At 53.3% G+C, this 22452-nt stretch carries 25 protein-coding genes; 19 read left to right on the plus strand and 6 right to left on the minus strand.

Annotated features, from left to right (window positions below; translation table 11 throughout):
• Positions 1 to 47 precede the first annotated feature (47 nt).
• Positions 48 to 695: a hypothetical protein gene (locus QUD59_RS18185; protein ID WP_286238700.1), complete on the minus strand. Its 648-nt coding sequence runs from the start codon at positions 693 to 695 to the stop codon at positions 48 to 50.
• Between the two features lie 339 nt (positions 696 to 1034).
• Here QUD59_RS18185 and QUD59_RS18190 point away from each other — a divergent pair, with 339 nt between their 5' ends.
• The gene (locus QUD59_RS18190) at positions 1035 to 2339 is read left to right on the plus strand and encodes an NAD(P)/FAD-dependent oxidoreductase (protein ID WP_286238701.1); all 1305 of its coding nucleotides are present in this window, start codon (positions 1035 to 1037) and stop codon (positions 2337 to 2339) included.
• A gap of 35 nt (positions 2340 to 2374) precedes the next feature.
• Here the strand turns inward: QUD59_RS18190 and QUD59_RS18195 are convergent, their stop codons facing one another.
• Positions 2375 to 2761, minus strand: coding sequence for a tautomerase family protein (locus QUD59_RS18195; RefSeq protein ID WP_286238702.1), 387 nt, complete (start codon positions 2759 to 2761; stop codon positions 2375 to 2377).
• 96 nt (positions 2762 to 2857) lie between these two features.
• Positions 2858 to 3223, minus strand: a complete 366-nt coding sequence (locus QUD59_RS18200) for a hemerythrin family protein (protein ID WP_286238703.1) — start codon at positions 3221 to 3223, stop codon at positions 2858 to 2860.
• A gap of 458 nt (positions 3224 to 3681) precedes the next feature.
• On the opposite strand from QUD59_RS18200, the gene QUD59_RS18205 reads away from it, so the two are divergent.
• From QUD59_RS18205 to QUD59_RS18220, 4 genes are all read left to right on the plus strand, one after another.
• Entirely contained in the window at positions 3682 to 4455 is a 774-nt protein-coding gene (locus QUD59_RS18205; protein ID WP_286238704.1) for an ABC transporter ATP-binding protein, read from the plus strand.
• A 46-nt stretch (positions 4456 to 4501) separates the two neighbouring features.
• A complete protein-coding gene (locus QUD59_RS18210) occupies positions 4502 to 5251 on the plus strand; it encodes an ABC transporter substrate-binding protein (protein WP_286238705.1) in 750 nt (249 codons plus the stop codon).
• Between the two features lie 67 nt (positions 5252 to 5318).
• Complete coding sequence (locus QUD59_RS18215; protein WP_286238706.1) at positions 5319 to 6011, plus strand: ABC transporter permease; 693 nt, start codon at positions 5319 to 5321, stop codon at positions 6009 to 6011.
• Positions 6008 to 6733: an ABC transporter permease gene (locus QUD59_RS18220; RefSeq protein WP_286238707.1), complete on the plus strand. Its 726-nt coding sequence runs from the start codon at positions 6008 to 6010 to the stop codon at positions 6731 to 6733. Before QUD59_RS18215 ends, QUD59_RS18220 begins: the two co-directional genes overlap by 4 nt.
• Here the strand turns inward: QUD59_RS18220 and QUD59_RS18225 are convergent, their stop codons facing one another.
• Positions 6734 to 7381 carry a LysE/ArgO family amino acid transporter gene (locus QUD59_RS18225; RefSeq protein WP_286238708.1) on the minus strand — a complete coding sequence of 216 codons (648 nt, stop codon included), beginning with the start codon at positions 7379 to 7381 and terminating at the stop codon, positions 6734 to 6736.
• Between the two features lie 216 nt (positions 7382 to 7597).
• Between QUD59_RS18225 and QUD59_RS18230 the strand changes: the two genes are divergently transcribed.
• From QUD59_RS18230 to QUD59_RS18240, 3 genes are all read left to right on the plus strand, one after another.
• Positions 7598 to 8833, plus strand: coding sequence for a GGDEF domain-containing protein (locus QUD59_RS18230; protein ID WP_286238709.1), 1236 nt, complete (start codon positions 7598 to 7600; stop codon positions 8831 to 8833).
• A 67-nt stretch (positions 8834 to 8900) separates the two neighbouring features.
• Complete coding sequence (locus tag QUD59_RS18235; protein WP_286238710.1) at positions 8901 to 9815, plus strand: LysR family transcriptional regulator ArgP; 915 nt, start codon at positions 8901 to 8903, stop codon at positions 9813 to 9815.
• A gap of 147 nt (positions 9816 to 9962) precedes the next feature.
• Entirely contained in the window at positions 9963 to 10709 is a 747-nt protein-coding gene (locus tag QUD59_RS18240; protein WP_286238711.1) for a GGDEF domain-containing protein, read from the plus strand.
• 13 nt (positions 10710 to 10722) lie between these two features.
• On the opposite strand, the gene moaE is transcribed toward QUD59_RS18240, so the two are convergent.
• Positions 10723 to 11181 carry a molybdopterin synthase catalytic subunit MoaE gene (moaE, locus tag QUD59_RS18245; RefSeq protein ID WP_286238712.1) on the minus strand — a complete coding sequence of 153 codons (459 nt, stop codon included), beginning with the start codon at positions 11179 to 11181 and terminating at the stop codon, positions 10723 to 10725.
• Positions 11182 to 11343: 162 nt separating this feature from the next.
• On the opposite strand from moaE, the gene QUD59_RS18250 reads away from it, so the two are divergent.
• From QUD59_RS18250 to QUD59_RS18295, 10 genes are all read left to right on the plus strand, one after another.
• Positions 11344 to 11793, plus strand: coding sequence for an NUDIX hydrolase (locus QUD59_RS18250; RefSeq protein WP_286238713.1), 450 nt, complete (start codon positions 11344 to 11346; stop codon positions 11791 to 11793).
• Between the two features lie 13 nt (positions 11794 to 11806).
• The gene (mnmA, locus tag QUD59_RS18255; RefSeq protein ID WP_286238714.1) at positions 11807 to 12925 is read left to right on the plus strand and encodes a tRNA 2-thiouridine(34) synthase MnmA; all 1119 of its coding nucleotides are present in this window, start codon (positions 11807 to 11809) and stop codon (positions 12923 to 12925) included.
• Between the two features lie 19 nt (positions 12926 to 12944).
• A complete protein-coding gene (gene hflD / locus QUD59_RS18260; RefSeq protein WP_350227810.1) occupies positions 12945 to 13601 on the plus strand; it encodes a high frequency lysogenization protein HflD in 657 nt (218 codons plus the stop codon).
• A gap of 158 nt (positions 13602 to 13759) precedes the next feature.
• A complete protein-coding gene (gene purB / locus QUD59_RS18265; RefSeq protein ID WP_286238716.1) occupies positions 13760 to 15124 on the plus strand; it encodes an adenylosuccinate lyase in 1365 nt (454 codons plus the stop codon).
• A gap of 65 nt (positions 15125 to 15189) precedes the next feature.
• A complete protein-coding gene (locus QUD59_RS18270; RefSeq protein WP_286238717.1) occupies positions 15190 to 16026 on the plus strand; it encodes an alpha/beta fold hydrolase in 837 nt (278 codons plus the stop codon).
• Positions 16027 to 16035: 9 nt separating this feature from the next.
• Positions 16036 to 16764 carry an RNA methyltransferase gene (locus QUD59_RS18275; protein ID WP_286238718.1) on the plus strand — a complete coding sequence of 243 codons (729 nt, stop codon included), beginning with the start codon at positions 16036 to 16038 and terminating at the stop codon, positions 16762 to 16764.
• 15 nt (positions 16765 to 16779) lie between these two features.
• Positions 16780 to 17028 carry a hypothetical protein gene (locus QUD59_RS18280; RefSeq protein ID WP_286238719.1) on the plus strand — a complete coding sequence of 83 codons (249 nt, stop codon included), beginning with the start codon at positions 16780 to 16782 and terminating at the stop codon, positions 17026 to 17028.
• The gene (locus tag QUD59_RS18285) at positions 17028 to 18179 is read left to right on the plus strand and encodes a cupin domain-containing protein (protein ID WP_286238720.1); all 1152 of its coding nucleotides are present in this window, start codon (positions 17028 to 17030) and stop codon (positions 18177 to 18179) included. Before QUD59_RS18280 ends, QUD59_RS18285 begins: the two co-directional genes overlap by 1 nt.
• Positions 18180 to 18296: 117 nt before the next feature.
• Complete coding sequence (locus tag QUD59_RS18290; protein ID WP_286238721.1) at positions 18297 to 19136, plus strand: enoyl-CoA hydratase-related protein; 840 nt, start codon at positions 18297 to 18299, stop codon at positions 19134 to 19136.
• 131 nt (positions 19137 to 19267) lie between these two features.
• Entirely contained in the window at positions 19268 to 19600 is a 333-nt protein-coding gene (locus QUD59_RS18295) for a DMT family transporter (RefSeq protein WP_286238722.1), read from the plus strand.
• A 62-nt stretch (positions 19601 to 19662) separates the two neighbouring features.
• Here the strand turns inward: QUD59_RS18295 and QUD59_RS18300 are convergent, their stop codons facing one another.
• A complete protein-coding gene (locus QUD59_RS18300) occupies positions 19663 to 20607 on the minus strand; it encodes a LysR family transcriptional regulator (protein ID WP_286238723.1) in 945 nt (314 codons plus the stop codon).
• A 177-nt stretch (positions 20608 to 20784) separates the two neighbouring features.
• Here QUD59_RS18300 and QUD59_RS18305 point away from each other — a divergent pair, with 177 nt between their 5' ends.
• A complete protein-coding gene (locus QUD59_RS18305) occupies positions 20785 to 22380 on the plus strand; it encodes an isocitrate lyase (protein ID WP_286238724.1) in 1596 nt (531 codons plus the stop codon).
• The last annotated feature ends 72 nt before the right edge of the window (positions 22381 to 22452 follow it).

A 22452-nucleotide genomic window follows, 5' to 3' on the forward strand; every position in this document is an offset into this window, starting at 1 on the left:
CACAGCCTGATAACCGGACCGGCCAAACCCGCTGCACTAAGGCTGAATCACTCTTTTTGCGGCCTTTGCTTGCTGACACTGTGCGAAATTTCAAACCAGTAGCAAGCCGCTGCCAGAGCGATTAATGCGTAAGCGAGCAACTCAATCCCCTCTTCGGAGAGATTTTTAACATCACGGACAAAGGCTTCCCCCATGACCGCAAGCCACAACTCCGACATGCCATAAAGGCGCGAAAAAACCAGGAGCAGTGACAGCCCGATGAGCAACACACTGAAGCTCCGGCAACTGATCAGCCACCGAATACTCTGGTAACTCAATTCTCGCTGCCTTAGCGCCAGCGCCAGAGCAACCAGCGCCACCAGCCAGGCGGGGTATTTCCAGAAACCATGAACGATCTGATCCAGCAGCGCATCCATCTCCCGGATCGCCAGACAGATAAAAAAGGCAGCAAACAGATAACCTGCCCGGCGATACACCGGAAAACGCAGCGCTATTTTCAGAAACAGAACACAGGTAATCGCCAGAAACAGCAGTTGCAACTGCTCAATGAGAGAGCTCTCACCGGCCACCTCCCGGCTGGCAGCACTGTAATGGATGACACCGGCTACCGCAGCCAGATAGACACTAAGCCCAAAAAACCGGATCAGACCGGCGCGCAGCGAAAGGGGCTGCCCCTCTCTCTCAGACAGATTCATTCTCGTCTCACCACTTTATGCGTGATTAATACAATTTCCCTATTGTCGAGAACAACAGCGGCAGGTTGTGCCCTATCATCAACATTCATCTGTAGCTTATTCCGAAGCCGCAATTCGTACAACACCCCCTGCGCCCCTCCGAACGTTTTTAGCGTTCCCACCAACAGCCCACTACTTACCACCCTGTCGGTTTTATTCCGTTCTCATTCTTTAGCGCCATTTCCCATGGTAGGTATTTACATTTCCCAACGACAAGACCAAAGTATGAGCACTTAGAAAATATCGGTTTAATGCCCACCCCCAAGGCATTAACCCCATATTTTTTAAGGATTTAACAGCATGAAAAAAATTGAAAACCCACATCGCATCCTGGTGATCGGTGGTGGCGCAGGAGGACTGGAGCTGGTTACCCAACTGGGTCACCGCTATCGTAAAAACCCTAATATCCAGGTCACACTGGTGGATCAGAAACGTTCCCATATCTGGAAACCTCTGTTACATGAGGTTGCCACAGGTACACTCGACCCCAGCACTGACGCAGTGGTTTACCCGGCCCATGCAGCCAAACATTATTATCAGTTCCAGCTTGGCTCTTTCTGCGGTCTGGATCAGGAGAAGCAGACCGTTACCCTGGCAGAGATCCTCGACGAAAACGGCGAACAGGTGCTTCCCGAACGTCATCTCGACTACGACACCCTGATTCTGGCGATTGGCAGCGTCAGCAACGATTTCAATACGCCGGGTGTTAAGGATAACTGCTTCTTTCTGGACACAGCCAGACAAGCGGATCGTTTCCATGACGCCCTGATCAATAACTTTCTGCGCACCAACCAGCAGGACGAGGGTGTGCTGAAAATTGCCATTGTCGGTGGTGGCGCAACCGGAGTTGAACTGGCGGCAGAGCTTTACAATGTCACTACGATGCTGCACACCTACGGCCTGCGTAAGATGACGGCAAGCCAGCTCAAGGTCCAGCTCATAGAAGCCGGCCCGCGTATTCTGCCCGCACTGCCGGGACGAATTTCCGCTGCTGCACGTAAGGAACTGACCCATCTGGGCGTAGAAGTCTGCGAAAACACCATGATTAAGTCAGCGACCAGCGAAGGTTTTATCAACGCTGATGATCAACTGATGGAAGCGGATATGATGATCTGGGCTGCCGGCGTAAAGGCACCGGATTTCCTCGCCGATCTGTATAAATTCGAGCTGAACCGAAACAATCAGATTATGGTTAAGCCGTCTCTGCAGTGCAGCAACGATGAGAATATTTTTGTTATCGGCGATTGCTGTGCCTGTCAGCAGGCCGATGGTAGCTGGGTGCCTCCCCGTGCCCAGTCGGCCCACCAGATGGCTAGTCTGGTTAAGCAGAATATCGAGCTGCAGCTAAACAATAAGCCATTGAAATCATTCATCTATAAAGATCATGGCTCACTGGTTAATCTTAGCCGATACAGTACCGTAGGCAGCCTGATGGGTAACCTGACAGGAAACAGTATGTTTATTGAAGGGAAAATTGCCCGGGTTGTTTACATCTCACTCTACCGGATGCATCAGATTGCGATTCACGGCTTCTTTAAAGCGATGATGGTGTATATCGCCGAGAAGGTCGGCAAGGTTGTCCGACCGAAAATGAAACTGCACTGAGCTAACTGAGTTCCAACCGCCTCGATTCGGGGCGGTTACTTCCAGCGCACCACCTCACCGTGGTCGAACAGATGCCCGGAACTGACCTTACGATAGCTGATAAAGATATTGCTGTAGGATACGCCACTGCGTTTGGATATGGAGAAAGCGATACATTCCATCATCGCTTCTACACTGCTGTCGTTGTGGAAGCTTGGTGCATGTAACTCCACCAGAACCGGGTGACTGCCACTCTGCGGCTGAGATGCAGGCCGCAACCCCGCCACCGAGTATTGTCTTGCCGGTATAAACTCCCAGGTCACCGTAATATGTTCAATACTGACCTCAGAGCCACGGGCAAAATCTTCGGTAATGCTCTTAATCATTGCCGAAACATCAATCTCGTCCTCGAAAGGCAATGATTTGATACAGATAAGTGGCATAGTCCCTTTCTCGTCGCAGCTATCGTTTAACGCAACTTAGAACAAACGCTGCGGAAAAACAATTGCTAAAGGGGCCAATTTCCTGAACCGACTCAGTCACTTGCGTTCGGAGTGCATAATAAAAGCCTCTAACTTTTTATCGACACCAAAAATATGCCGACGCAGCCACTCACAGAGAAAATCTGACAGCATGTCACGCAACTGAGCATCATACTCACTGTGTTCTGCCAGCATATGCTGCAGTTCTTTACGGAATTTATTATGTGATTGCAGATGAGCCTCATACTCCGGGTATTCCAGCGCCTGCATGTAGGCTTCTTCGATACAGAAATGGTGCTCGGCGTAATCGTTCAGACGGATAAAGGTGGTACTGTCGACATGATCGGCCTTGATCTCGTCGATCAGTTCAAAAAGAACCTGGTGTTGCTGATCCTGCCAGATGAGCTCACTACTTAAGGTCATATGATGCTCCTGATTATATTTATTTTGTGCATCTGGCCCTCTATTCTGGGCAACAATCCCCTCGCAGACACTGACATAAATCAGTAACCGGCCACCCCCTGATCTATAAAATACTGCAGTCCGGTTTAGCCGCCAGCCCGGCGGAACCGCCGTTGACCCCGGTTTCGGGACACGGCCCCATGACGATCTGAATCAATATTTTTGACAAACATGTGAATTATTTTGCTATAGGCATTACCACTGGAAAGCCAATAAAATGCAGAAAATAACCATGCATACAGGCGCTGTTCAGTGGCATCGACTAGCCTTAAGCCAGAACGCTTAATTTATTGCTACGCCGCACCCGGCTTCAGGTGCTTTGTTGGTGTTTAAACGCTCAACAAGTCATTGCGCCGGTTAAGGCTTTTTGCTGTAATGCGCCGTTTCTTTCAGAACAGAAACACAGGGATATACCCTTTATGACAGATGCAGCGATTGCACTGGAAATAAATGACCTCCATAAAAGTTACGGTTCCCTTGAGGTACTTAAAGGTATCTCCCTGACCGCGAAGGTTGGCGACGTTATCTCTATTCTGGGCTCCAGTGGCTCCGGTAAAAGTACCTTTCTGCGCTGCCTTAATCTTCTGGAATCTCCCTCCTCTGGCGAGATCAGCTTCAGCGGCGAATCTCTTCAACTGAAACCTGCCAAAGAGGGTGGATTGCAGTCTGCTGACCAGAAGCAGCTCGAACGGATGCGTGCCTCCATCGGATTTGTATTTCAGAACTTCAATCTGTGGCCGCATATGACCGTGATTGAAAACATTATGGAAGCGCCTGTTCAGGTCCTTAAACAGGATAAAGCGAGTGCCCGTGCGACTGCCGAATCCTACCTGAAAAAAGTCGGCCTCTATGAAAAGCGCGACAGCTACCCGAATCAGCTCTCCGGCGGACAACAGCAGCGTATTGCGATCGCCCGTGCACTGGCAATGGAACCTCAGGTACTGCTTTTCGATGAACCCACCTCCGCGCTTGATCCTGAACTGGTAGCAGAAGTGCTTAATGTAATGCGCGAACTCGCCGCCGAAGGCAGAACCATGCTGATTGTAACCCACGAGATGCGATTCGCCCGTGAGGTATCCAGCCAGATCGTATTCCTTCATGAAGGGCAGGTTGAAGAGATGGGTGAACCGGAAAAGGTTTTCACCAACCCCGATTCCGAGCGCTGCAAAGCGTTCCTCAGCAGCCACTTTTAATCAACGTATACTAACGATAATAAACATCCGCAAGGAGACGACGTAAATGGGCTTTAAAAAACTGATTACCGCAGCCGCGCTGGTTGCAGCGACGATTACAACCCCTGCTATCGCCGGTGATAAGATCCGTATCGCAACCGAAGGTGCCTACGCTCCATTCAATATGATCAACTCCGAAGGTGAGCTGACCGGGTTTGACGTGGATATCGCCAAAGCACTCTGTGCAGAGATGAAAGCTGACTGCAGCATTGTCGCTCAGGACTGGGATGGCATCATTCCCGGCCTTAAAGCGCGCAAATATGACGCCATCATCGCCAGCCTGTCGATCACACCGGAACGTAGCCGTGTTGTTGCCTTCTCTGATCACTACTACTCCAACTCCCTGACCTTCGTGACCGGTAAAGACACCCAGTTTGATCCGGCCATGGTTGAAGGCAAAGTGATTGGCGCACAGCGTGCAACAATCGCCGGTCAGTATCTTGAAGATAACCTGGGCGATAAAGCGACGGTTAAATTGTACGACACTCAGGACAATGCTTATCTGGATCTGGCCAACGGCCGACTGGATGCCATCCTGTCTGACAAACTGCCTGCCTATGACTGGCTGCAGTCTGAAGAGGGTCAGAAGTTTGAATTCCGCGGCGACAAGATCGATATCGATGACAAAATTGCCATCGCCGTGCGCAAACAGGACTCTGAGCTGAAAGAACGCTTCAACCAGGCGCTTAAAGTGATTCTGGAAAATGGTACTTACGAGAAGATCAACGCTAAGTACTTCCCGTTCTCCATCTATTAAGTTCCAGACGCACAAAACCAGGTTTGGCCGCTGTTAGCGGCCTTTCCTGTTTCATCAGGTAAATATTATGGATCTGCAGGGCTTTGGCCACCTCTTAATGAGCGGGGCCTGGATCACGCTACAACTGGCAGTTTGCAGCCTCTTCGTCGGCCTTATTTTCGGCATCATCGGCGCATCGGCGAAACTATCCTCGTCAAAAATTGCCAACACCCTGGGCAACAGCTATACCCTGCTCGTCAGGGGCATGCCGGAACTGCTTCTGGTACTGACCATCTACTTCGGCTCCTCTGCCGTACTGATGGCCATCGCCAGCCTGTTCGGTTATGACGAGTATATAGAACTGAGCCCGTTCGTTGCCGGGGTCACCGCTCTCAGTGTCGCTTTCGGCGCTTATGCCACCGAAGTGTTCCGCAGCGCCATGCAGGAGATTCCAAAAGGCCAGCGTGAAGCCGCTGTTGCACTTGGCATGACCCGCTTTCAAACTTTCCGCCGCATCATTTTGCCTCAGGTATGGCGCCTTGCCCTACCCGGCTTAGGTAATCTGTTTCTGGTTCTGCTCAAGGACACCGCACTGGTGTCGGTGATCGGTCTGGATGAGCTGATGCGCCAGACAGCCGTTGCCGTTGGCAACACCAAAGAACCCTTCACCTTCTATTTTGCCGCTGCCATGGTTTATCTGCTTATGACATCGATCTCTATGGCAGGCCTGCACCTGCTTGAACGCAAAGCCAACCGGGGCTACCAGGGGGCACGCGCATGAGTTGGGAATGGGACGTCATTATTGAGCATTTTCCACGCCTGTTGCAGGGCGCCTGGCTGACCCTCGAACTGGTATTGCTTTCCGGCTTTATCGGCCTGATGCTGGCAATCCCACTGGCGTTGATGCGGGTATCTCACCGCAGCTGGCTGCAGGCATTTCCTTTTGCCTATATTTTCTTTTTTCGCGGTACACCGCTGCTGATTCAGATCTTTCTGGTTTATTACGGTGCATCTCAGTTCGACTTCATCAAAAACTCCGCACTCTGGCCAATTCTGCGCGAACCCTACTGGTGTGCCATTATCACGTTTGCCCTGCACACCGCCGCCTACATTGCGGAGCTGCTGCGTGGCGCCATTCAATCGATTCCTAAAGGCGAGATCGAAGCAGCCAAAGCGCTGGGGATGAGCTACCCCCTCATGTTGCGCCGGATCATTCTGCCACGGGCGTTTGGCATTATGATGCCCTCCTATGGCAATGAAGTGATTCTGATGCTGAAGGGCAGCGCACTGGCCAGCACCATCACCCTGCTCGATCTGACCGGTATGGCGCGAACTATCATTGCCCGTACCTATACGCCGCTGGAGATCTTCCTTGCCGCCGGCGTCATCTACCTGATCATCAGCGCGCTGCTTATTCTCCTGTTCCGCTTTCTGGAAAAACGCTTCAATCGTCACCAGCACTGGCCTGACGAGAAACCAAAGGACCTCGATCCACAACATTGATCAGGCCACTGGCGTCGCGATCACGGGCCAGAGCAGCGTTGCTGCGATGGCCCACATCATCCCGCACACCACCAGATCCAGCACCTGCCAGGCTCTTGGCTGCCTGAACACCGGTTGCAGAAAACGCGCCCCCAGCGTCAGCGAAAAAAACCAGATACAGGAAAATGCGATCGCACCGGCCGCAAACCACCCGCGCTCATCTGCCGGATACTGGCCTCCGATACTGCCCAGCAAAACCAGCGTATCGAGATACGCGTGCGGATTCAGCAACGTGACCGCCAGCGTCGTCAGCAGCGCCGCCTTAAGGCTGCCTACCATTTTTCCTTCGGCGCCCAGATGCTGAGCGCGAAAAGCAGAACGCAAGGAACGCGCTCCATACCAGAGCAGGAACAGAGCCCCGCCCCAGCGCGCCGCTTCCATCAGCACAGGTGACTGTGTCACCAGCAGCCCCATTCCTGCCACACCGAGACTGATCAGTACAATGTCAAAGAAAGCACACAGCCCCGCTACCGGCCAGTGGTACTGGCGGCGCAACCCCTGACTCAGAACAAACGCATTTTGTGCACCAATCGCCACAATCAAGCCGGCGCTGGTTGCCAGTCCTTTAAGCAATGCCCCCACTTGTGCGGCGGTAATCAGCGATAACATTTCAGAATCACTCAACAGATTTATTTGCCGCGCATCATCCAAAAAGCCGCATCGTAAGTAAAACTGATATTTCTTATCCATAATTAGAAATTCTTATGATTGAAATCAGAGACCTCCGTCACCACGATCAAAGCTGTGCTTATAAAGTTTTCTCTTTATAATCACAGCGGCTTTAAAATCAATGCGTTAATAATTCTAACAAGTAGTAACGAGCCCATGAGCGTAAAACAGCACCGCAAAACCAATCGCCTTATCTTTGGTCTGGCCAGCACCATTGCACTGCTTATTCTGGTCAATGGCGGCTTTGCTTACTGGCAGATGCAGCAGGTTAAAGCAGAATTTTATGAGGTCGCCCATCGTGATCTGCCCCTGGCCTCTCAGCTATTGCCCCTGATCGATCGTCAGTTTGAACAAACCCTGCTGATCGAAAAGCTTCACCAGATTGAGGACCAGCACCGCCGGCAGATGATTCATATACTGGAAGAGAGCTTCATCCGTACCGGTGATAAGTTTGATCAGGCTTCCGCTGAGCTGAATACCATGCTCTCGGCCATGCTCGACTCTCCACGCGAGGCGACCCGGCAGAAAATAACCCGGATCCGCCAGCTCCTTTCACAGATCATTACCGAGCATCGCCAGTATCAGGATCAGGTGTTATCTATGGTCAACCTGATGAAAACTGATAACAAGCAGTATCAACCCGCTTTTATCAATGTGCTCAGCGCTGAAGAAAAAGACCTTACCCGTGAGCTGATCTCCCTGAGGGATGAACTGCAGCGCTTTACCCTGGCCTCAGCGCATGCGGTTGAGCGACATGAAGCCTGGGTGATCAAAGGTGTCGTTATCTTTACCCTGTTTGTATTCTCACTCGGCGCGATTATGCTGCTGATGATGCGACAGGTGATGCGGGGACGCGAGCAGGCAATTGAGAAGATCACCTACTACGCCAGCTATGATCCCCTGACTGATCTCTACAACCGTCGCCACTTCTTTGAACAATTGCAGTTGCAGATTGAACAATCGATTAAGCAACAGCGTCCGCTGAGCCTCTGTGTTTGTGACCTTGACCACTTTAAGCAGGTCAATGACAGCCGCGGCCATCAGATGGGTGATCAGGTGCTGAGCCGGTTTGCCGATGTGCTCAAACAGCAGGTCCGTAGCTCTGATTTTATCGGTCGCTTCGGCGGCGACGAGTTTGTCATCTGCTTCCCGGATACTGAAGCCGCCGAGGCCGCAGCCGTTGCAGAGCGGGTACGCAAATGCTTTGCCGAGAGCCTGTTCCGCAGTGATGGTGACAGCTTTTCAGTCAGCTCAACCTTTGGCGTTGCAGAGCTGGATCCGCGCTTCAGCCATGAGGACCACCTGATGGAACAGGCCGACATGGCCCTGTATCAGGCCAAGGATCTGGGGCGAAATCAGGTTTACTTTAACGCCCGCAGCGAATCAGATTGAAGATTCACTTGCCGACCGGATCAGGATCAGCAAAACTGAATAAAATTTACCTTAATTGGTTTTGCTAATGATCGACTATAAACAACTGCAGGCGCTGGCAGCGATACTGGAAGAATCCAGCTTCGATAAAGCTGCAAATCGCCTGCATATCTCTCAGTCTGCCGTTTCGCAGCGCCTGCGCCAGCTTGAGGAACAGATCGGTCAGCCGCTGGTGATTCGCAGCAACCCGGTACAGGCTACGGCAGCAGGCCAGCACCTGCTGAAGCACTACCGACAGGTTGCCCTGCTGCAAACGGAACTGCAGCAGGAACTGTCACAACAGATGGGCGCAGGGTTTACACCGGTCTCCATTGGTATCAATGCTGACAGCCTGGGTACCTGGTTCCTTGAGGCTGTACAGCCTCTGGTGGAGCAGGAGAACCTGCTGCTTGATCTTAAAGTTGAGGATCAGGATCAGACCCACCACCTGCTCAAAAGCGGTCAGGTCATCGGCTGTATCAGCTCCAACCCGGACCCCATGCAGGGCTGCAATTGCCTGCCTCTGGGGGTGATGCCCTACCGCTGCCTCGCCAGCCCCGCCTATCTGGCCCGCTATTTTCCAAACGGTGTTTCAAGTGAAGCGTTCCGCGCCGCTCCGGTTGCCGAGTACAGTAACAAAGACGAACTGCAGAACCGTTATCTGGCCACCTATTTTCAGCTTGGCCCTAACGATTACCCCAGGCACCGCATACCGGCCACAGAATCTTTTCTGCAGATGATCGTCCTCGGCATGGCCTGCGGTATGGTGCCGGATCAGCAGAGCCACCCCTTTCTTGAATCCGGCGCTGTGGTTGATATGAGCCCGGGCCAATACCTTGCCATCCCGCTGTACTGGCATGTCTGGAATCTCAAATCCAATCTCTACCGCAAACTGACGCACCACCTCAGCCGCGCTGCGGAACAGCAGCTCGACCCGTTCACGCTGCATCAACATCTGCTCTAACCCCGTTACCCCGATCACCTTAAAAAGCACCTGCCAGCCGTTCTCATCCTATACTTACAGAGCCTGACGGAGTTCAGCAGCGCTTAGCCAAGGGATCTTTGGCCCACCTGATATCGTGTTAGCGGATCTCTGCGGATAGAGAGTAAGATGCCATCAAGCCGTGAATCTGAATTTAAAACCAGTGCCCGAGTCGATCTGATTCTGATTTTGGTCGTTAATCTGTTCTGCCTGTATATCTTCACCCGGATCGATATGCTGGAATGGATGGTGGAGTTTGCACAAGATCACGAAGAGTGGGAGCTGGATGAGCTGATTCCTCTGGCGTTCAGCCTGGCCATCTCGTTTGTCTGGTTCGCCTGGAAAAGGGCCTGCGAAGCCCGGCAACTGTATCAGCATACCCGCCACCAGGCCCTGCGCGACCCACTGACCGGCCTCTACAACCGCCGCTTTATAGCCGAATGCATCACCAAAGAGATTGCTAACAGCCGTCGCAACGGCAGCCGGTTCGCTATCCTGCTGATGGATCTCGATAACTTTAAACAGGTTAACGACCGCTACGGACACAACACCGGTGACGAGGTTCTGCAGCGCTTTGCCACTGTACTGCACCGCCAGATACGCCATTCCGATGTTGTCGCACGCTGGGGAGGTGAAGAGTTTGCCATGCTGTGTCGGGATACAGATGAAACCGAGGCCTGCACAGTCGCCGAAAAACTACTGACTCAGTTCCGGCAAGAAGCCTACCCCGAAGACCTCCGGGTGACTGCGACCATCGGCATCGCCGTCTCCTGCGGGAAAGAAACGATGTCGCAGGTACTGCATAAAGCTGACAAGAACCTTTACCGGGGTAAAGATCTGGGTAAAGATCAGGTGGTGTTCGAGGGCTCAGCCTGAGCGAAGTTACCAATTACCAGTTATCTGCAGCATCCAGATCACTCTGTTTTTGCTCAACCCAGCTCTCGCCCTGATCGGTAATCTCTTTTTTCCAGAACGGCGCGTCTTTCTTCAGGTAATCCATTATAAACTGCGCCGCATCAAATGCGTTTTGCCGATGCGCACTGCCCACACCCACAAAAACGATATTCTCATTCAGGCTCAGGCGCCCTACCCGGTGGCAGATAACAATATTCCCCAGCTCCCAGCGCTGCCTTGCCTGATCGGCTATCGCATGCAAGGCCTTCTCCGTCATGCCCGGATAGTGCTCCAGAAACAGAGCATCCAGATGACTGTCGGCTACTTCAAGCTCACGGACAATTCCGGTAAAAGTGACCAGAGCCCCGCTGCTGCCATCCGCCGCCCGGACCTGCTCACTCAGGGTTCCGATATCAAATTCTTCGTTCTGGATATAAATTGCAGTATCAGCCATCAGTCTCTCCTTACACCGGAGCCCGATCATAGCACTTAATCACCGCGATGACCGCTCTAATCAGTGCTCCGGCTCTACCTTACAAAGCCGTTTAATGGTAAGGTTTGCGGCTTGATTTTCAGCTTTAATCCGAACATTTTCGGAGTAGTACCGAGGGAAAAGATGGTCTGGTACCCCCATGCGACCGTAGCCGTCATTGTTGAACAGGAAGGGAAGTTTCTGCTGGTCGAAGAGCACTCTTCAGGTCAGATCGTCTTCAACCAGCCCGCCGGGCACATTGAAGAAGATGAAAGCTTTGTACAGGCGGCCTGCCGTGAAACCCTTGAAGAAACGGCCTGGCATATCCGGCCGCAGGCACTGGTTGGTTTTTACGTCTACAAATCGGGCAGCAACAATACCACTTACCATCGCGCCTGCTTTATTGCCGACGCCATCCGCCACGAGCCCGACCTGAAACTGGATGAGGGCATTATTCGCGCCGTCTGGATGACCCGTGATGAAGTGGCCGCTCAGGCAGAAAAACTGCGCAGCCCGATGGTACTGCAATGCATTGATGATTATCTGGCGGGCCAGCGTTACCCGCTTGAGTTAATCCACGAACACAGTAACTGAATCGAATACAGAGATGACAGATCCCAAGCAAACCAAAGTGATCGTCGGCATGTCCGGCGGTGTTGACTCCTCAGTTTCCGCCCTGCTTCTGATGCAACAGGGCTATCAGGTCGAAGGCCTGTTTATGAAAAACTGGGATGAGGACGATGGCACAGAATACTGCACTGCCAAAGAGGATCTGGCCGACGCACAGTCGGTGTGTGACAAACTTGGCATCACTCTGCACACCGCCAATTTCGCCGCAGAATACTGGGATAATGTATTCGAACATTTCCTTGAAGAGTACAAAGCCGGCCGCACGCCAAACCCGGATATCCTCTGTAACCGTGAAATCAAATTCAAAGCGTTTCTCGAATACGCGGTCGAACTGGGTGCCGACCTGATCGCCACCGGTCACTATGTCCGTCGCGGCGAGCGCGATGGCAAAACCCGGTTACTGAAAGGGCTCGATAACAACAAAGACCAGAGTTATTTCCTGCATCAGGTCGGTCAGCGTGAAATTGAGAAAACGCTGTTCCCGGTAGGCGAACTGGAGAAACCTGAAGTTCGCAGGCTGGCAGAAGAACACGGCCTGACCACCCATAACAAGAAAGACAGCACCGGTATCTGCTTTATCGGCGAGCGCCGTTTCAGCGACTTCCTGAAACAGTACCTGCCGGCACAACCGGGCAAAATTGAAACGCCCGACGGCGTGGAGATTGGCGAGCACGCAGGGCTCATGTACTACACCATCGGTCAGCGTCAGGGGCTGCAGATTGGCGGTCTCAAAGACTACCCGGAAGAACCCTGGTTTGTTGCCGCTAAAGATCTGGAGCGTAATGTTCTGGTTGCCGTACAGGGCAAACAACATGAGCTGCTGTTTACAGACTGGCTCACCGCCGACGAGCTGTTCTGGATCAACGAAGAAGAACCCGCGCTGCCATTGCGCTGCAAAGCCAAAGTGCGCTACCGCCAGTCCGATCAGGACTGTGTCATCGAGCGCCAGGGCGATTCCGGCTATCTGATCCGTTTTGACGAGCCGCAACGGGCGATCACCCCCGGCCAGTCTGTCGTCATCTATGACGCTGACATCTGTCTTGGCGGTGGTGTAATCGAACACACCGGCAAGACCCAACAGCCGCCTGCTAACTGAGGACTGAACCGTGGCACGTATGCATGATGAACAAACCCTTGGCCTTGCAGGCCTGTTTCAGGCAGCCGCACTGGTAGAGCAGATCGCTACTCGCGGCATGGTTTCACAGAACAGTCTGGAAACGTCGATCTTCAGCATCATGCAACTGAATCCCTCTGTCAGCGAAGATATTTTTGGCGGTGCCGACGCCCTGCCTTACAACCTGCACCTGGGCCTGCAGAACCTGAAAGACCTGATCGACAAGCCGCGTTCCGAGCACAACAAAGATGTCATCCGGTATGCCCTGAGCATGATGCATCTGGAACGCAAACTGAGCGCCGACCCGGAGATGATGCAAACCATCGCCCAACGCCTCAATCAGGTCTCGGAACAGGCCCGCTACTTCAGCCCGGATGACCCGGATGCACTGCAGAACCCGGCCACCTTCTGCCACCCGAATGTGATCGCCAATATCGCCAGTCTGTATCAGGACACCATCAGCACCTTCAGCTTCCGTATTCAGGTTACCGGCGACCCGCGACATCTGCAGAACAGCGAAAATGCAGCAAAGATTCGCGCCCTGTTGCTGGCCGGAATTCGCAGCGCCATGCTCTGGCGGCAAAAAGGCGGAAAACGCTGGCACCTGCTGTTTTTCAAGTCGCGTATGCGCCCGTCCCTGAAGAAATTTATGAACTGAGTTTGCGCAACCGCCAGCCCCTACGAAAAGGCCGGCTTCTCGGTTATAATGCGCGCCTTACTTTTAACCTGAAGAATCTTTGAACAAGACCCTGAGCTCCTGTCTTTCAGCACAGCTCCTGTCTTTTCACAGCTTCCCTAACTTATAGAGAACGATTCATGGAGCTTTCCGCACTGACTGCCGTTTCTCCGGTTGATGGTCGCTACGGCAGCAAAACCGCTGACCTGCGTGATGTATTTAGTGAATATGGTCTGATCCGCTTCCGCGTGGAAGTGGAAGTACGCTGGTTACAGAAGCTGGCCGCCCACCCGCAGATTTCAGAAGTGCCTCCTCTGAGCAGCGATGCCAACGCCCTGCTGAACTCAATCGTTGACAACTTCGGCCCTGCAGACGCGGAGCAGGTTAAAACCATTGAACGTACCACCAACCACGACGTTAAAGCGGTTGAGTACTTCATTAAAGACAAATTCAAAGACAACGCTGAACTGATGGCGATCAACGAATTTGTTCACTTTGCCTGCACCTCCGAAGACATTAACAACCTGTCTCACGCGCTGATGCTGAAAAACGGCCTTCAGGTGGTTCTGCCTCAGATGCAGCAGGTGACCGAGGAGATCGCCCAGTTAGGTCGCGATTTCGCCGAGCAGCCAATGCTCTCCCGCACCCACGGCCAGACCGCCTCTCCGACCACCGTCGGTAAAGAGATGGCGAACGTGGCTTATCGTCTGCAGCGCCAGATCAAACAGATCGAAAGCGTTGAACTGCTGGGTAAGATCAACGGTGCCGTAGGTAACTACAATGCACACCTGTCTGCTTACGCAGATATCGACTGGGAAGCCAATGCCAAAGACTTCGTTGAAAGCCTTGGCCTGAGCTGGAACCCGTACACCACGCAGATCGAGCCACACGACTATATTGCCGAGCTGTTTGACGCGGTGTGTCGTTTCAATACGATTCTGATCGATTTCGACCGTGATATCTGGGGCTACATCTCTCAGGCTTACTTCAAGCAGAAAACCATCGCCGGTGAGGTGGGCTCATCCACCATGCCGCACAAGGTTAACCCGATCGACTTTGAAAACTCTGAAGGTAACCTGGGTATCGCCAACGCGATCTTCGGCCACCTGGCTCAGAAACTGCCGATCTCCCGCTGGCAGCGCGACCTGACCGACTCCACTGTACTGCGTAACATGGGTGTTGGCTTCGGCTACAGCCTGATCGCTTATCAGTCCTCCCTGAAAGGGATCAGCAAGCTGGAACTGAACCCGGCTCAGTTGAACGAAGATCTGGAAAATGCCTGGGAAGTACTGGCTGAACCTATCCAGACCGTTATGCGCCGTTACGCAATCGAAGAGCCGTATGAGAAGCTCAAGGCGCTGACCCGCGGTCAGGATATGAGCAAAGAGACCATTCTGGCCTTTGTTGATACGCTGGAGATGCCGGAAGAAGCCAAACAGGCACTGAAAGAGCTGACGCCGCACAGTTACATCGGTAACGCAGTAGCGCAGGCGAAAAAAATCTAAGCGTCTGTGTACGCAGCAGATTGACAGATAAACGGGGCATCAGCCCCGTTTTTTAGGTAACGAAGATGGAATCACTCAGTCGCGAAGACGGTACGACCCTGCACTATATCTCGCTTGGTCAGGGCGAAAAGACACTGGTATTTCTGCATGGCTGGACCGCCAGCGTCAGAGAGTGGCTCCCTTTTGCTTCGGAGCTGGCACAGAACCATCGGGTAGTCTGCTGGGATGCCCGCGGTCATGGGGCGCACACGTATCAGCCTGACAGCGAAACAAGCCTGCCAGCGATGGCGACAGATCTCGAAAGCCTGCTCACACATCTGAACATTAATGATGCCATTCTGGTCGGCCACTCCATGGGCGCACTTACCGCCTGGGAATATATCCGCCAGTATGGGCAGCAGCGTCTGGCCGGCCTTTGTCTGATTGACCAGTCACCCAAACTGGTGACCGACCAGCACTGGAGCCACGGCGTCTACAGCAACTTCGACAGCCAGCGCAATCAACGCTTTCTGCAACGTCTGACCGAGGATTTCCCGGAGGCGGTGCTGGAGCTGATAGGTCAGGGTATGAATCTGCGTTCGCGGCAGAACTATGAGCAGAACTCCCGTGGCTTCCAGCAGATGCGCGAATACCTTGAGCAACTACCCGGCGCCCTGCTGACCCGGTGCTGGGACAGCATTACGCAGCAGGATTACCGCCCGGTACTGGCCGCTATCGAACGCCCTGCGCTGCTGATTTATGGCGATCAGAGCCAGTTCTACAGTGCAGAACTGCAGCAATGGGTGCATCAGCAGATCAGTGGGTCTGAACTGCATATATACGAAAATTCCGATCATTCGCCGCACTTGTGGCACAAAGAGCGATTTATCTACGACCTGAACCGGTTTGTAGATGCATTGTGAGAGTAAGCGATGTTATCTAACGTTAGAGTTGTCCTGATCAACACCTTCCATCCGGGCAATATCGGCGCTGCAGCCCGCGCCATGAAAAATATGGGGCTGAGCAAACTCTATCTGGTAGACCCTGAAGAGTATCCGAGCGCTGAGGCCGATTCCCGCGCGGCGGGCGCAAAAGACCTACTCGACAGTGCCATAGTCGTCAGCACCCTCGAAGAAGCCATTGGCGACTGCCAGTTGGTAATCGGTACCAGCGCACGCACCAAACGCACTTTTGATCTCCCTCTGCTGGATGCCCGCAAAGGGGCCGAGCGGGTGGTGGCGGAAGCCAGATCCGGCGAGGTGGCACTGGTGTTCGGCCGTGAGACCATGGGCCTGCACAACCACGAACTACAGCAGTGCAACGTCCATGTTTATATCCCGGCCAACCCTGAATATCCGGTATTAAACGTCTCCCAGGCGATCCAGCTCCTCTGCTATGAAGTCTTTATGGCCGCAGAGAACAAAACCTACACCGAGGTTCAGGAGGAGTACCCAAGGCAACGGGAGATGGCGCTGTTTTACGAACATCTGGAAAAGGTATTACGTCTCACCCACTTCATCATTCCCCAGCATGAGGGTAAAGTACTGGAGAAGCTCCGACGCTACTTCAACCGTTCCCGGCCTGAGCGCACTGAACTGAATATGCTGCGCGGCATCCTGACCTCTGTTGAAGAGACCGTCGACAAACTCAACAAGCACTGACGGATAGAGAAAACAATGGAAGAGAATCTGCAACAACTGCTGAAACAGGCAGATGATCTGCGTGACGGCATCCAGAAGATACATGACCAGTCCAAGACCATGGGTTACAACGCCGTAGGTATTCGCGAATGTGCCGAAACCATTCAGCGCTGCCTGAAAAAAGTGGGCAATAATAAGATTGCCGCGCTTGCCTCCCGTGACAAACGCAAGGTTTATGCGGAGATGGAAGAAGCTGTAGACCAACTGATGGAGTTGATCAACTAGTGGATACTCTGTTTGGAGAGATCAGCGTAGAAACGTTTCTGCGTGAATACTGGCAGAAGAAACCTCTGCTGATCCGGAATGCTTTTCCCGACTTTGAACCACCCGTCAGCGCTGATGAACTCGCCGGCATGGCGCTGGAGCAGGATATTGAATCCCGGCTGATCATTCAGTCAGCCGATGGCAAAGAGTGGGAATTAAAACACGGCCCGTTCAGCGAAGAGACCTTTGCCGAACTGCCCCCCTCCCACTGGAGCCTGCTGGTTCAGGCCGTCGACCACTGGGTGCCGGAAGTGAGCGAGCTGGCAGAACACTTCAACTTCCTGCCAAACTGGCGACTGGATGATCTGATGATCAGCTATGCCGCTGACGGCGGTGGCGTAGGCCCCCATTACGATAATTATGATGTTTTCCTGATACAGGCCTCCGGTACCCGCTGCTGGGAAGTCGGCGGCCTCTACGATGAAAACTCGCCGCGCCGTGATGACGTACCCGTCATGATCCTGCCCGAATGGGAAGCTGAACAGCGCTGGGAACTCAACCCGGGTGATATGCTGTACCTCCCCCCTCGCGTCGGCCATAACGGTTACGCTGTCGGTGATGATTGCATGACCTACTCTGTTGGCTTCCGCGCGCCCTCACATCAGGAGGTGCTCGAAGGCTACAGCCGCTACCTCGACAACCTGACAACGGCCGAAGAGCGCTACGCTGACCCGGACTTCAAACTGCAGAACAATCCCGGTGAGATCACCGATCAGGCGATTGACCGGGTGCAATCCATCCTGCGTCGCTACAGTGAAGACCGGGAACTGATCAGCCACTGGTTCGGTGAATTCATGACCGAACCGAAATACCCCGATCAGGCCGGCGAAAACAGCGTTGAAATGGATGAAGGCGAGATCCGCAACCTGCTCAGTGCCGGTATTCCCCTGTGCCGCAATGAAGGCTCAAGGTTCGCTTTCCATCGCAGTGGCGACCTGTTTATCCTGTTTGTAGACGGTAAAGGCTGTGCCTGCAGCCCGGATCAGATCCCCCTCGCAGAGCAGCTTTGCAGCGCCCTCTATCACACCGATATACCGGTAGGTGATGGCAACCTGCAGCTCATCAAGGCACTGCTTTTACAGGGATCACTCTACTTCCTCGGCGAAGAGTAAAAGCCCGCCTGCCTGAGGCCCGGTACCTATCAACAGAGCTGATAGGTACTATCCCTCACTTCTTTTTCTGATTCTGCTACACTGCGGCAAAGCCAATGGACAGCCGAGTGGACTCTGATGAGCAATGCAGTGCAACTACCCAACCTGACAGACAGCCAGCTTACCCTGAGTGATCGTGTAGCCACCCTCACCTTTCAGCGCCACGATGTGCGTAATGCCCTCACCGGAACCGCGCTGATCGACGATATCCTTTCAGTCGTTGACTGGGCCAACCGCGAACCCGAAGTCTCCGTACTTATTTTCACCGGTGAAGGCAGCGCCTTCTCCGCCGGCGGTAATATCAAAGAGATGACCGAACGCGAGGGTACCCATAGTGACGGCGCTTTTGCCGGCGATGTCTACACCGTACAGAACCGCTACCGTCAGGGCATTCAGCGTATTCCGCTGGCCATGGAAAAACTGGATATTCCGGTCATCGCAGCAGTAAACGGCCCTGCTATTGGTGCAGGTTTCGACCTGACCTGCATGTGTGACATCCGGATCGGTTCCAGTGCCGCCAAACTGGGTGAGACCTTCGTCAATCTGGGCATCATCCCCGGTGATGGTGGCGCCTGGTTCCTGCAGCGTCTGATCGGTTATCAGCGGGCCGCAGAACTGACCCTCACCGGCCGAATCATTGCCGCAGACGAAGCCCGGGAACTGGGCATATTGCTTGAGGTCACCGAACCGGATGCGCTGTTACCCCGGGCAGAAGCGCTGGCCCGCCAGATTGCAGCGAAGCCACCGCAGGCACTGCGTATGACCAAGCGCCTGCTGAAATCTGCACAGCGGATGGAGCTGCCGGAGTTTCTCGATCAGTGCGCTCTGATGCAGGGGATCTGCCATAACACCGCCGATCATATGGAAGCCGTCACCGCCTTTGTTGAAAAACGTGAACCGAAATTCAACGGCAACTGATACACAAGCCCTGACAGGAGGCAGCCACTGCCTCCTGAAACAACAGACCAGACCCGCCAGATGCAATCAGCCCATCGGCATAAATGGACTTTAATCTACATCTGAAAACCCTGTTAAGTGATTGTAACGACATGAAAAACTGGATTTTTTTGAGCATTGCTATCTTTTCTGAAGTGATTGCCACCTCAGCACTCAAAGAGAGTGAAAACTTCAGTCGTCTGGGGCCGTCATTACTGGTGGTGATCGGCTATGCCGTTTCTTTCTACTTTCTGGCGCTGACCCTTCGCACCATACCTGTGGGCATCGCCTATGCCATCTGGTCAGGCGTCGGCATCGTGCTGATCAGCGCGATTGGCTGGGCGGTTTTCAACCAGAAGCTCGACACCCCGGCCCTGCTGGGTATCAGTCTGATCCTTGCCGGCGTACTCACCATCAACCTGTTTTCGAACAGTGTCGGGCACTGATCAATCCGGGCAGATCTGCTGATTCTGCCTCGGTTTTATGCCCGCTCTGATACAAACCCTCTTTAGCTTGAAACAGTATTCTGAGCCACTTCGGTAATCACCCGGCGTATCCACTGGTGCGCCGCGTTATGCTGTAACAGAGGGCTCCAGGCCATCTTCAGTTCAAACTCCGGTATTTCAAAAGGTGGCTTTTTCATAATCAGACGCGGGTTATCTGACTGCGCCGCCGCTGCCCGGGTGGGAATGGTAGCAACCAGCCCCTTCTGCTCAGCCAGCATCGCTGCGGACTGATAGTGGCGGGTGAATACGGCGATATGGCGTTTTTGCCCAATGGCATCCAGCGCCTCATCTACCCACCCCAGACGTTTGGTATCTTTTGGCGTGATCCCCATCCCCGCGCCCATGCCGGTTTTACTGACCCAGACATGGCGGGCCTTCACATAGGTTTCAAGACGGAAATCATGGGACAGAGGGTTATCAACCGCGAACAGGCAGGAGAAGCTATCGCGCCACAGGGTTTTCTGATGAAACGACTGCGGCATCTCATCAAACCGGTTGATAACCAGATCAACCAGACCCTGTTCAACCTCAAGAAAACTCATATCACTGGGGGTCAGAATGTCCAGTACCACATCCGGCGCTTCTTTACTTAAACGCTTAAGCAGTCGCGGTAACAGCGTAGCTTCACCGTAGTCACTGGTCATGATTCGGAACACCCGCTCACTGCTGCTGGCATCGAAATCACTGCTCGGTTCAATCACCTGCTCTACCGACGCCAGAATCTGGCGCAACAGCGGTTGCAGCGTCTGCGCCCGTTCAGTGGGTACCATGCCATCACTGGTGCGCACCAGCAGCGGATCACCAAATGTTTCACGTAATCGACGCAAACCATTGCTCATTGCCGGCTGAGTAATCCCCAGCAAACTGGCAGATCGGGTCACATTTCGCTCCCGGAGCAAGACATCAAGGTATACCAAAAGGTTTAAGTCGATCTTATCGAGATTCATAGCAAAGCCGCATAACTACTGATGTTGCAGAATAGTAACACAGGACTATTCACAGAATAAATAGCGCAAATAAGGGCCATTTATTTCAATTATGTCCATCCGCTCACTAGAATCGACTTCGAAACTTTTAAGCAGCACACCAAACCTCTGCTGACAAAAAATATGGAAGGAAAAGCCATGTCTACATTACAAAAAGATATCGATTCCGTAGCTACCCTGAAAGCAGCCCAAGGCGCTTCCTGGAACGCAATCAACCCTGAATACGCTGCGCGTATGCGTGCCCAGAACAAATTCAAAACCGGTCTGGACATCGCTAAGTACACTGCTGCGATCATGCGTAAAGACATGGAGCGTTACGACGCAGACAGCTCCCAGTACACTCAGTCTCTGGGTTGCTGGCACGGTTTCATCGGTCAGCAGAAGATGATCTCTATCAAGAAGCACTTCAACAGCACTGACCGTCGCTACCTGTACCTGTCCGGCTGGATGGTTGCTGCGCTGCGCTCTGACTTCGGTCCTCTGCCAGACCAGTCCATGCACGAGAAAACGTCTGTATCCGGTCTGATCGAAGAACTGTACACCTTCCTGCGTCAGGCTGATGCACGTGAACTGGGCGGCCTGTTCCGCGCACTGGATGCAGCTCGTGAAGCCGGCAATGCCGCTGAAGAAGCGCAGATCCAGGATCAGATCGACAACCACCAGACTCACGTTGTGCCAATCATTGCTGACATCGATGCAGGTTTCGGTAACGCTGAAGCGACTTACCTGCTGGCTAAGCAGATGATCGAAGCCGGTGCTTGCTGCATCCAGATCGAAAACCAGGTATCTGACGAGAAACAGTGTGGTCACCAGGACGGTAAAGTAACCGTTCCTCACGAAGACTTCCTGGCTAAGATCCGCGCAGTTCGCTACGCGTTCCTGGAGCTGGGTGTAGACGACGGTGTGATCGTTGCCCGTACTGACTCTCTGGGTGCTGGCCTGACCAAGCAGATCGCAGTAACTCGTGAACCAGGCGATCTGGGCGACCAGTACAACAGCTTCCTGGATTGCGAAGAAGTTGCACCGGCTGATCTGGCTAACGGCGACGTTGTCCTGAACCGTGACGGCAAGCTGCTGCGTCCTAAGCGTCTGCCTTCTAACCTGTTCCAGTTCCGTGCAGGCACAGGTGAAGACCGCTGCGTACTGGACTGCATCACTTCCCTGCAGAACGGTGCTGACCTGCTGTGGATCGAAACTGAGAAGCCACACGTTGGCCAGATCGGTGGCATGGTTAACCGCATCCGTGAAGTGATTCCGAATGCGAAACTGGTTTACAACAACTCTCCATCTTTCAACTGGACTCTGAACTTCCGTCAGCAGGTATTCGATGCATGGACTGAAGAAGGTAAAGACGTATCTGCATACGATCGTAACAACCTGATGTCTGCTGAATACGATGAGTCTGATCTGGCTGCGGCTGCGGATGACAAGATCCGTACCTTCCAGGCGGATGCCGCTCGCGAAGCGGGTATCTTCCACCACCTGATCACACTGCCGACTTACCACACTGCTGCGCTGTCTACTGACAACCTGGCGAAAGAGTACTTCGGTGATCAGGGTATGCTGGGCTACGTGGCTGGCGTACAGCGTAAAGAGATCCGTCAGGGCATCGCATGTGTTAAGCACCAGAACATGGCGGGTTCCGACATGGGCGACGACCACAAAGAATACTTTGCCGGTGAAGCTGCACTGAAAGCGGCAGGTAAAGACAACACCATGAACCAGTTCAGCTAAGCTGACGGTTCATTGAAAAAGGGCGCTACGGCGCCCTTTTTTGTGTTTTAACGATGGCACCGATGGATTAGC

It is taken from the genome of Neptuniibacter halophilus (assembly GCF_030295765.1).
GTDB lineage: Bacteria > Pseudomonadota > Gammaproteobacteria > Pseudomonadales > Balneatricaceae > Neptuniibacter > Neptuniibacter halophilus.

Coding starts and splice junctions, on each gene's coding strand:
- QUD59_RS18195 (WP_286238702.1), bottom strand. CDS start 2,761: ATGCCACTTATCTGTATCAAATCATTGCCTTTCGAGGACGAGATTGAT.
- QUD59_RS18235 (WP_286238710.1), top strand. CDS start 8,901: ATGATCGACTATAAACAACTGCAGGCGCTGGCAGCGATACTGGAAGAA.
- QUD59_RS18240 (WP_286238711.1), top strand. CDS start 9,963: ATGCCATCAAGCCGTGAATCTGAATTTAAAACCAGTGCCCGAGTCGAT.
- QUD59_RS18230 (WP_286238709.1), top strand. CDS start 7,598: ATGAGCGTAAAACAGCACCGCAAAACCAATCGCCTTATCTTTGGTCTG.
- QUD59_RS18190 (WP_286238701.1), top strand. CDS start 1,035: ATGAAAAAAATTGAAAACCCACATCGCATCCTGGTGATCGGTGGTGGC.
- QUD59_RS18275 (WP_286238718.1), top strand. CDS start 16,036: ATGTTATCTAACGTTAGAGTTGTCCTGATCAACACCTTCCATCCGGGC.
- hflD (WP_350227810.1), top strand. CDS start 12,945: ATGCATGATGAACAAACCCTTGGCCTTGCAGGCCTGTTTCAGGCAGCC.
- QUD59_RS18225 (WP_286238708.1), bottom strand. CDS start 7,381: ATGTTATCGCTGATTACCGCCGCACAAGTGGGGGCATTGCTTAAAGGA.
- QUD59_RS18300 (WP_286238723.1), bottom strand. CDS start 20,607: ATGAATCTCGATAAGATCGACTTAAACCTTTTGGTATACCTTGATGTC.
- QUD59_RS18270 (WP_286238717.1), top strand. CDS start 15,190: ATGGAATCACTCAGTCGCGAAGACGGTACGACCCTGCACTATATCTCG.
- QUD59_RS18215 (WP_286238706.1), top strand. CDS start 5,319: ATGGATCTGCAGGGCTTTGGCCACCTCTTAATGAGCGGGGCCTGGATC.
- QUD59_RS18305 (WP_286238724.1), top strand. CDS start 20,785: ATGTCTACATTACAAAAAGATATCGATTCCGTAGCTACCCTGAAAGCA.
- QUD59_RS18220 (WP_286238707.1), top strand. CDS start 6,008: ATGAGTTGGGAATGGGACGTCATTATTGAGCATTTTCCACGCCTGTTG.
- QUD59_RS18210 (WP_286238705.1), top strand. CDS start 4,502: ATGGGCTTTAAAAAACTGATTACCGCAGCCGCGCTGGTTGCAGCGACG.
- QUD59_RS18250 (WP_286238713.1), top strand. CDS start 11,344: ATGGTCTGGTACCCCCATGCGACCGTAGCCGTCATTGTTGAACAGGAA.
- QUD59_RS18200 (WP_286238703.1), bottom strand. CDS start 3,223: ATGACCTTAAGTAGTGAGCTCATCTGGCAGGATCAGCAACACCAGGTT.
- mnmA (WP_286238714.1), top strand. CDS start 11,807: ATGACAGATCCCAAGCAAACCAAAGTGATCGTCGGCATGTCCGGCGGT.
- moaE (WP_286238712.1), bottom strand. CDS start 11,181: ATGGCTGATACTGCAATTTATATCCAGAACGAAGAATTTGATATCGGA.
- QUD59_RS18185 (WP_286238700.1), bottom strand. CDS start 695: ATGAATCTGTCTGAGAGAGAGGGGCAGCCCCTTTCGCTGCGCGCCGGT.
- QUD59_RS18280 (WP_286238719.1), top strand. CDS start 16,780: ATGGAAGAGAATCTGCAACAACTGCTGAAACAGGCAGATGATCTGCGT.
- QUD59_RS18295 (WP_286238722.1), top strand. CDS start 19,268: ATGAAAAACTGGATTTTTTTGAGCATTGCTATCTTTTCTGAAGTGATT.
- QUD59_RS18205 (WP_286238704.1), top strand. CDS start 3,682: ATGACAGATGCAGCGATTGCACTGGAAATAAATGACCTCCATAAAAGT.
- QUD59_RS18290 (WP_286238721.1), top strand. CDS start 18,297: ATGAGCAATGCAGTGCAACTACCCAACCTGACAGACAGCCAGCTTACC.
- purB (WP_286238716.1), top strand. CDS start 13,760: ATGGAGCTTTCCGCACTGACTGCCGTTTCTCCGGTTGATGGTCGCTAC.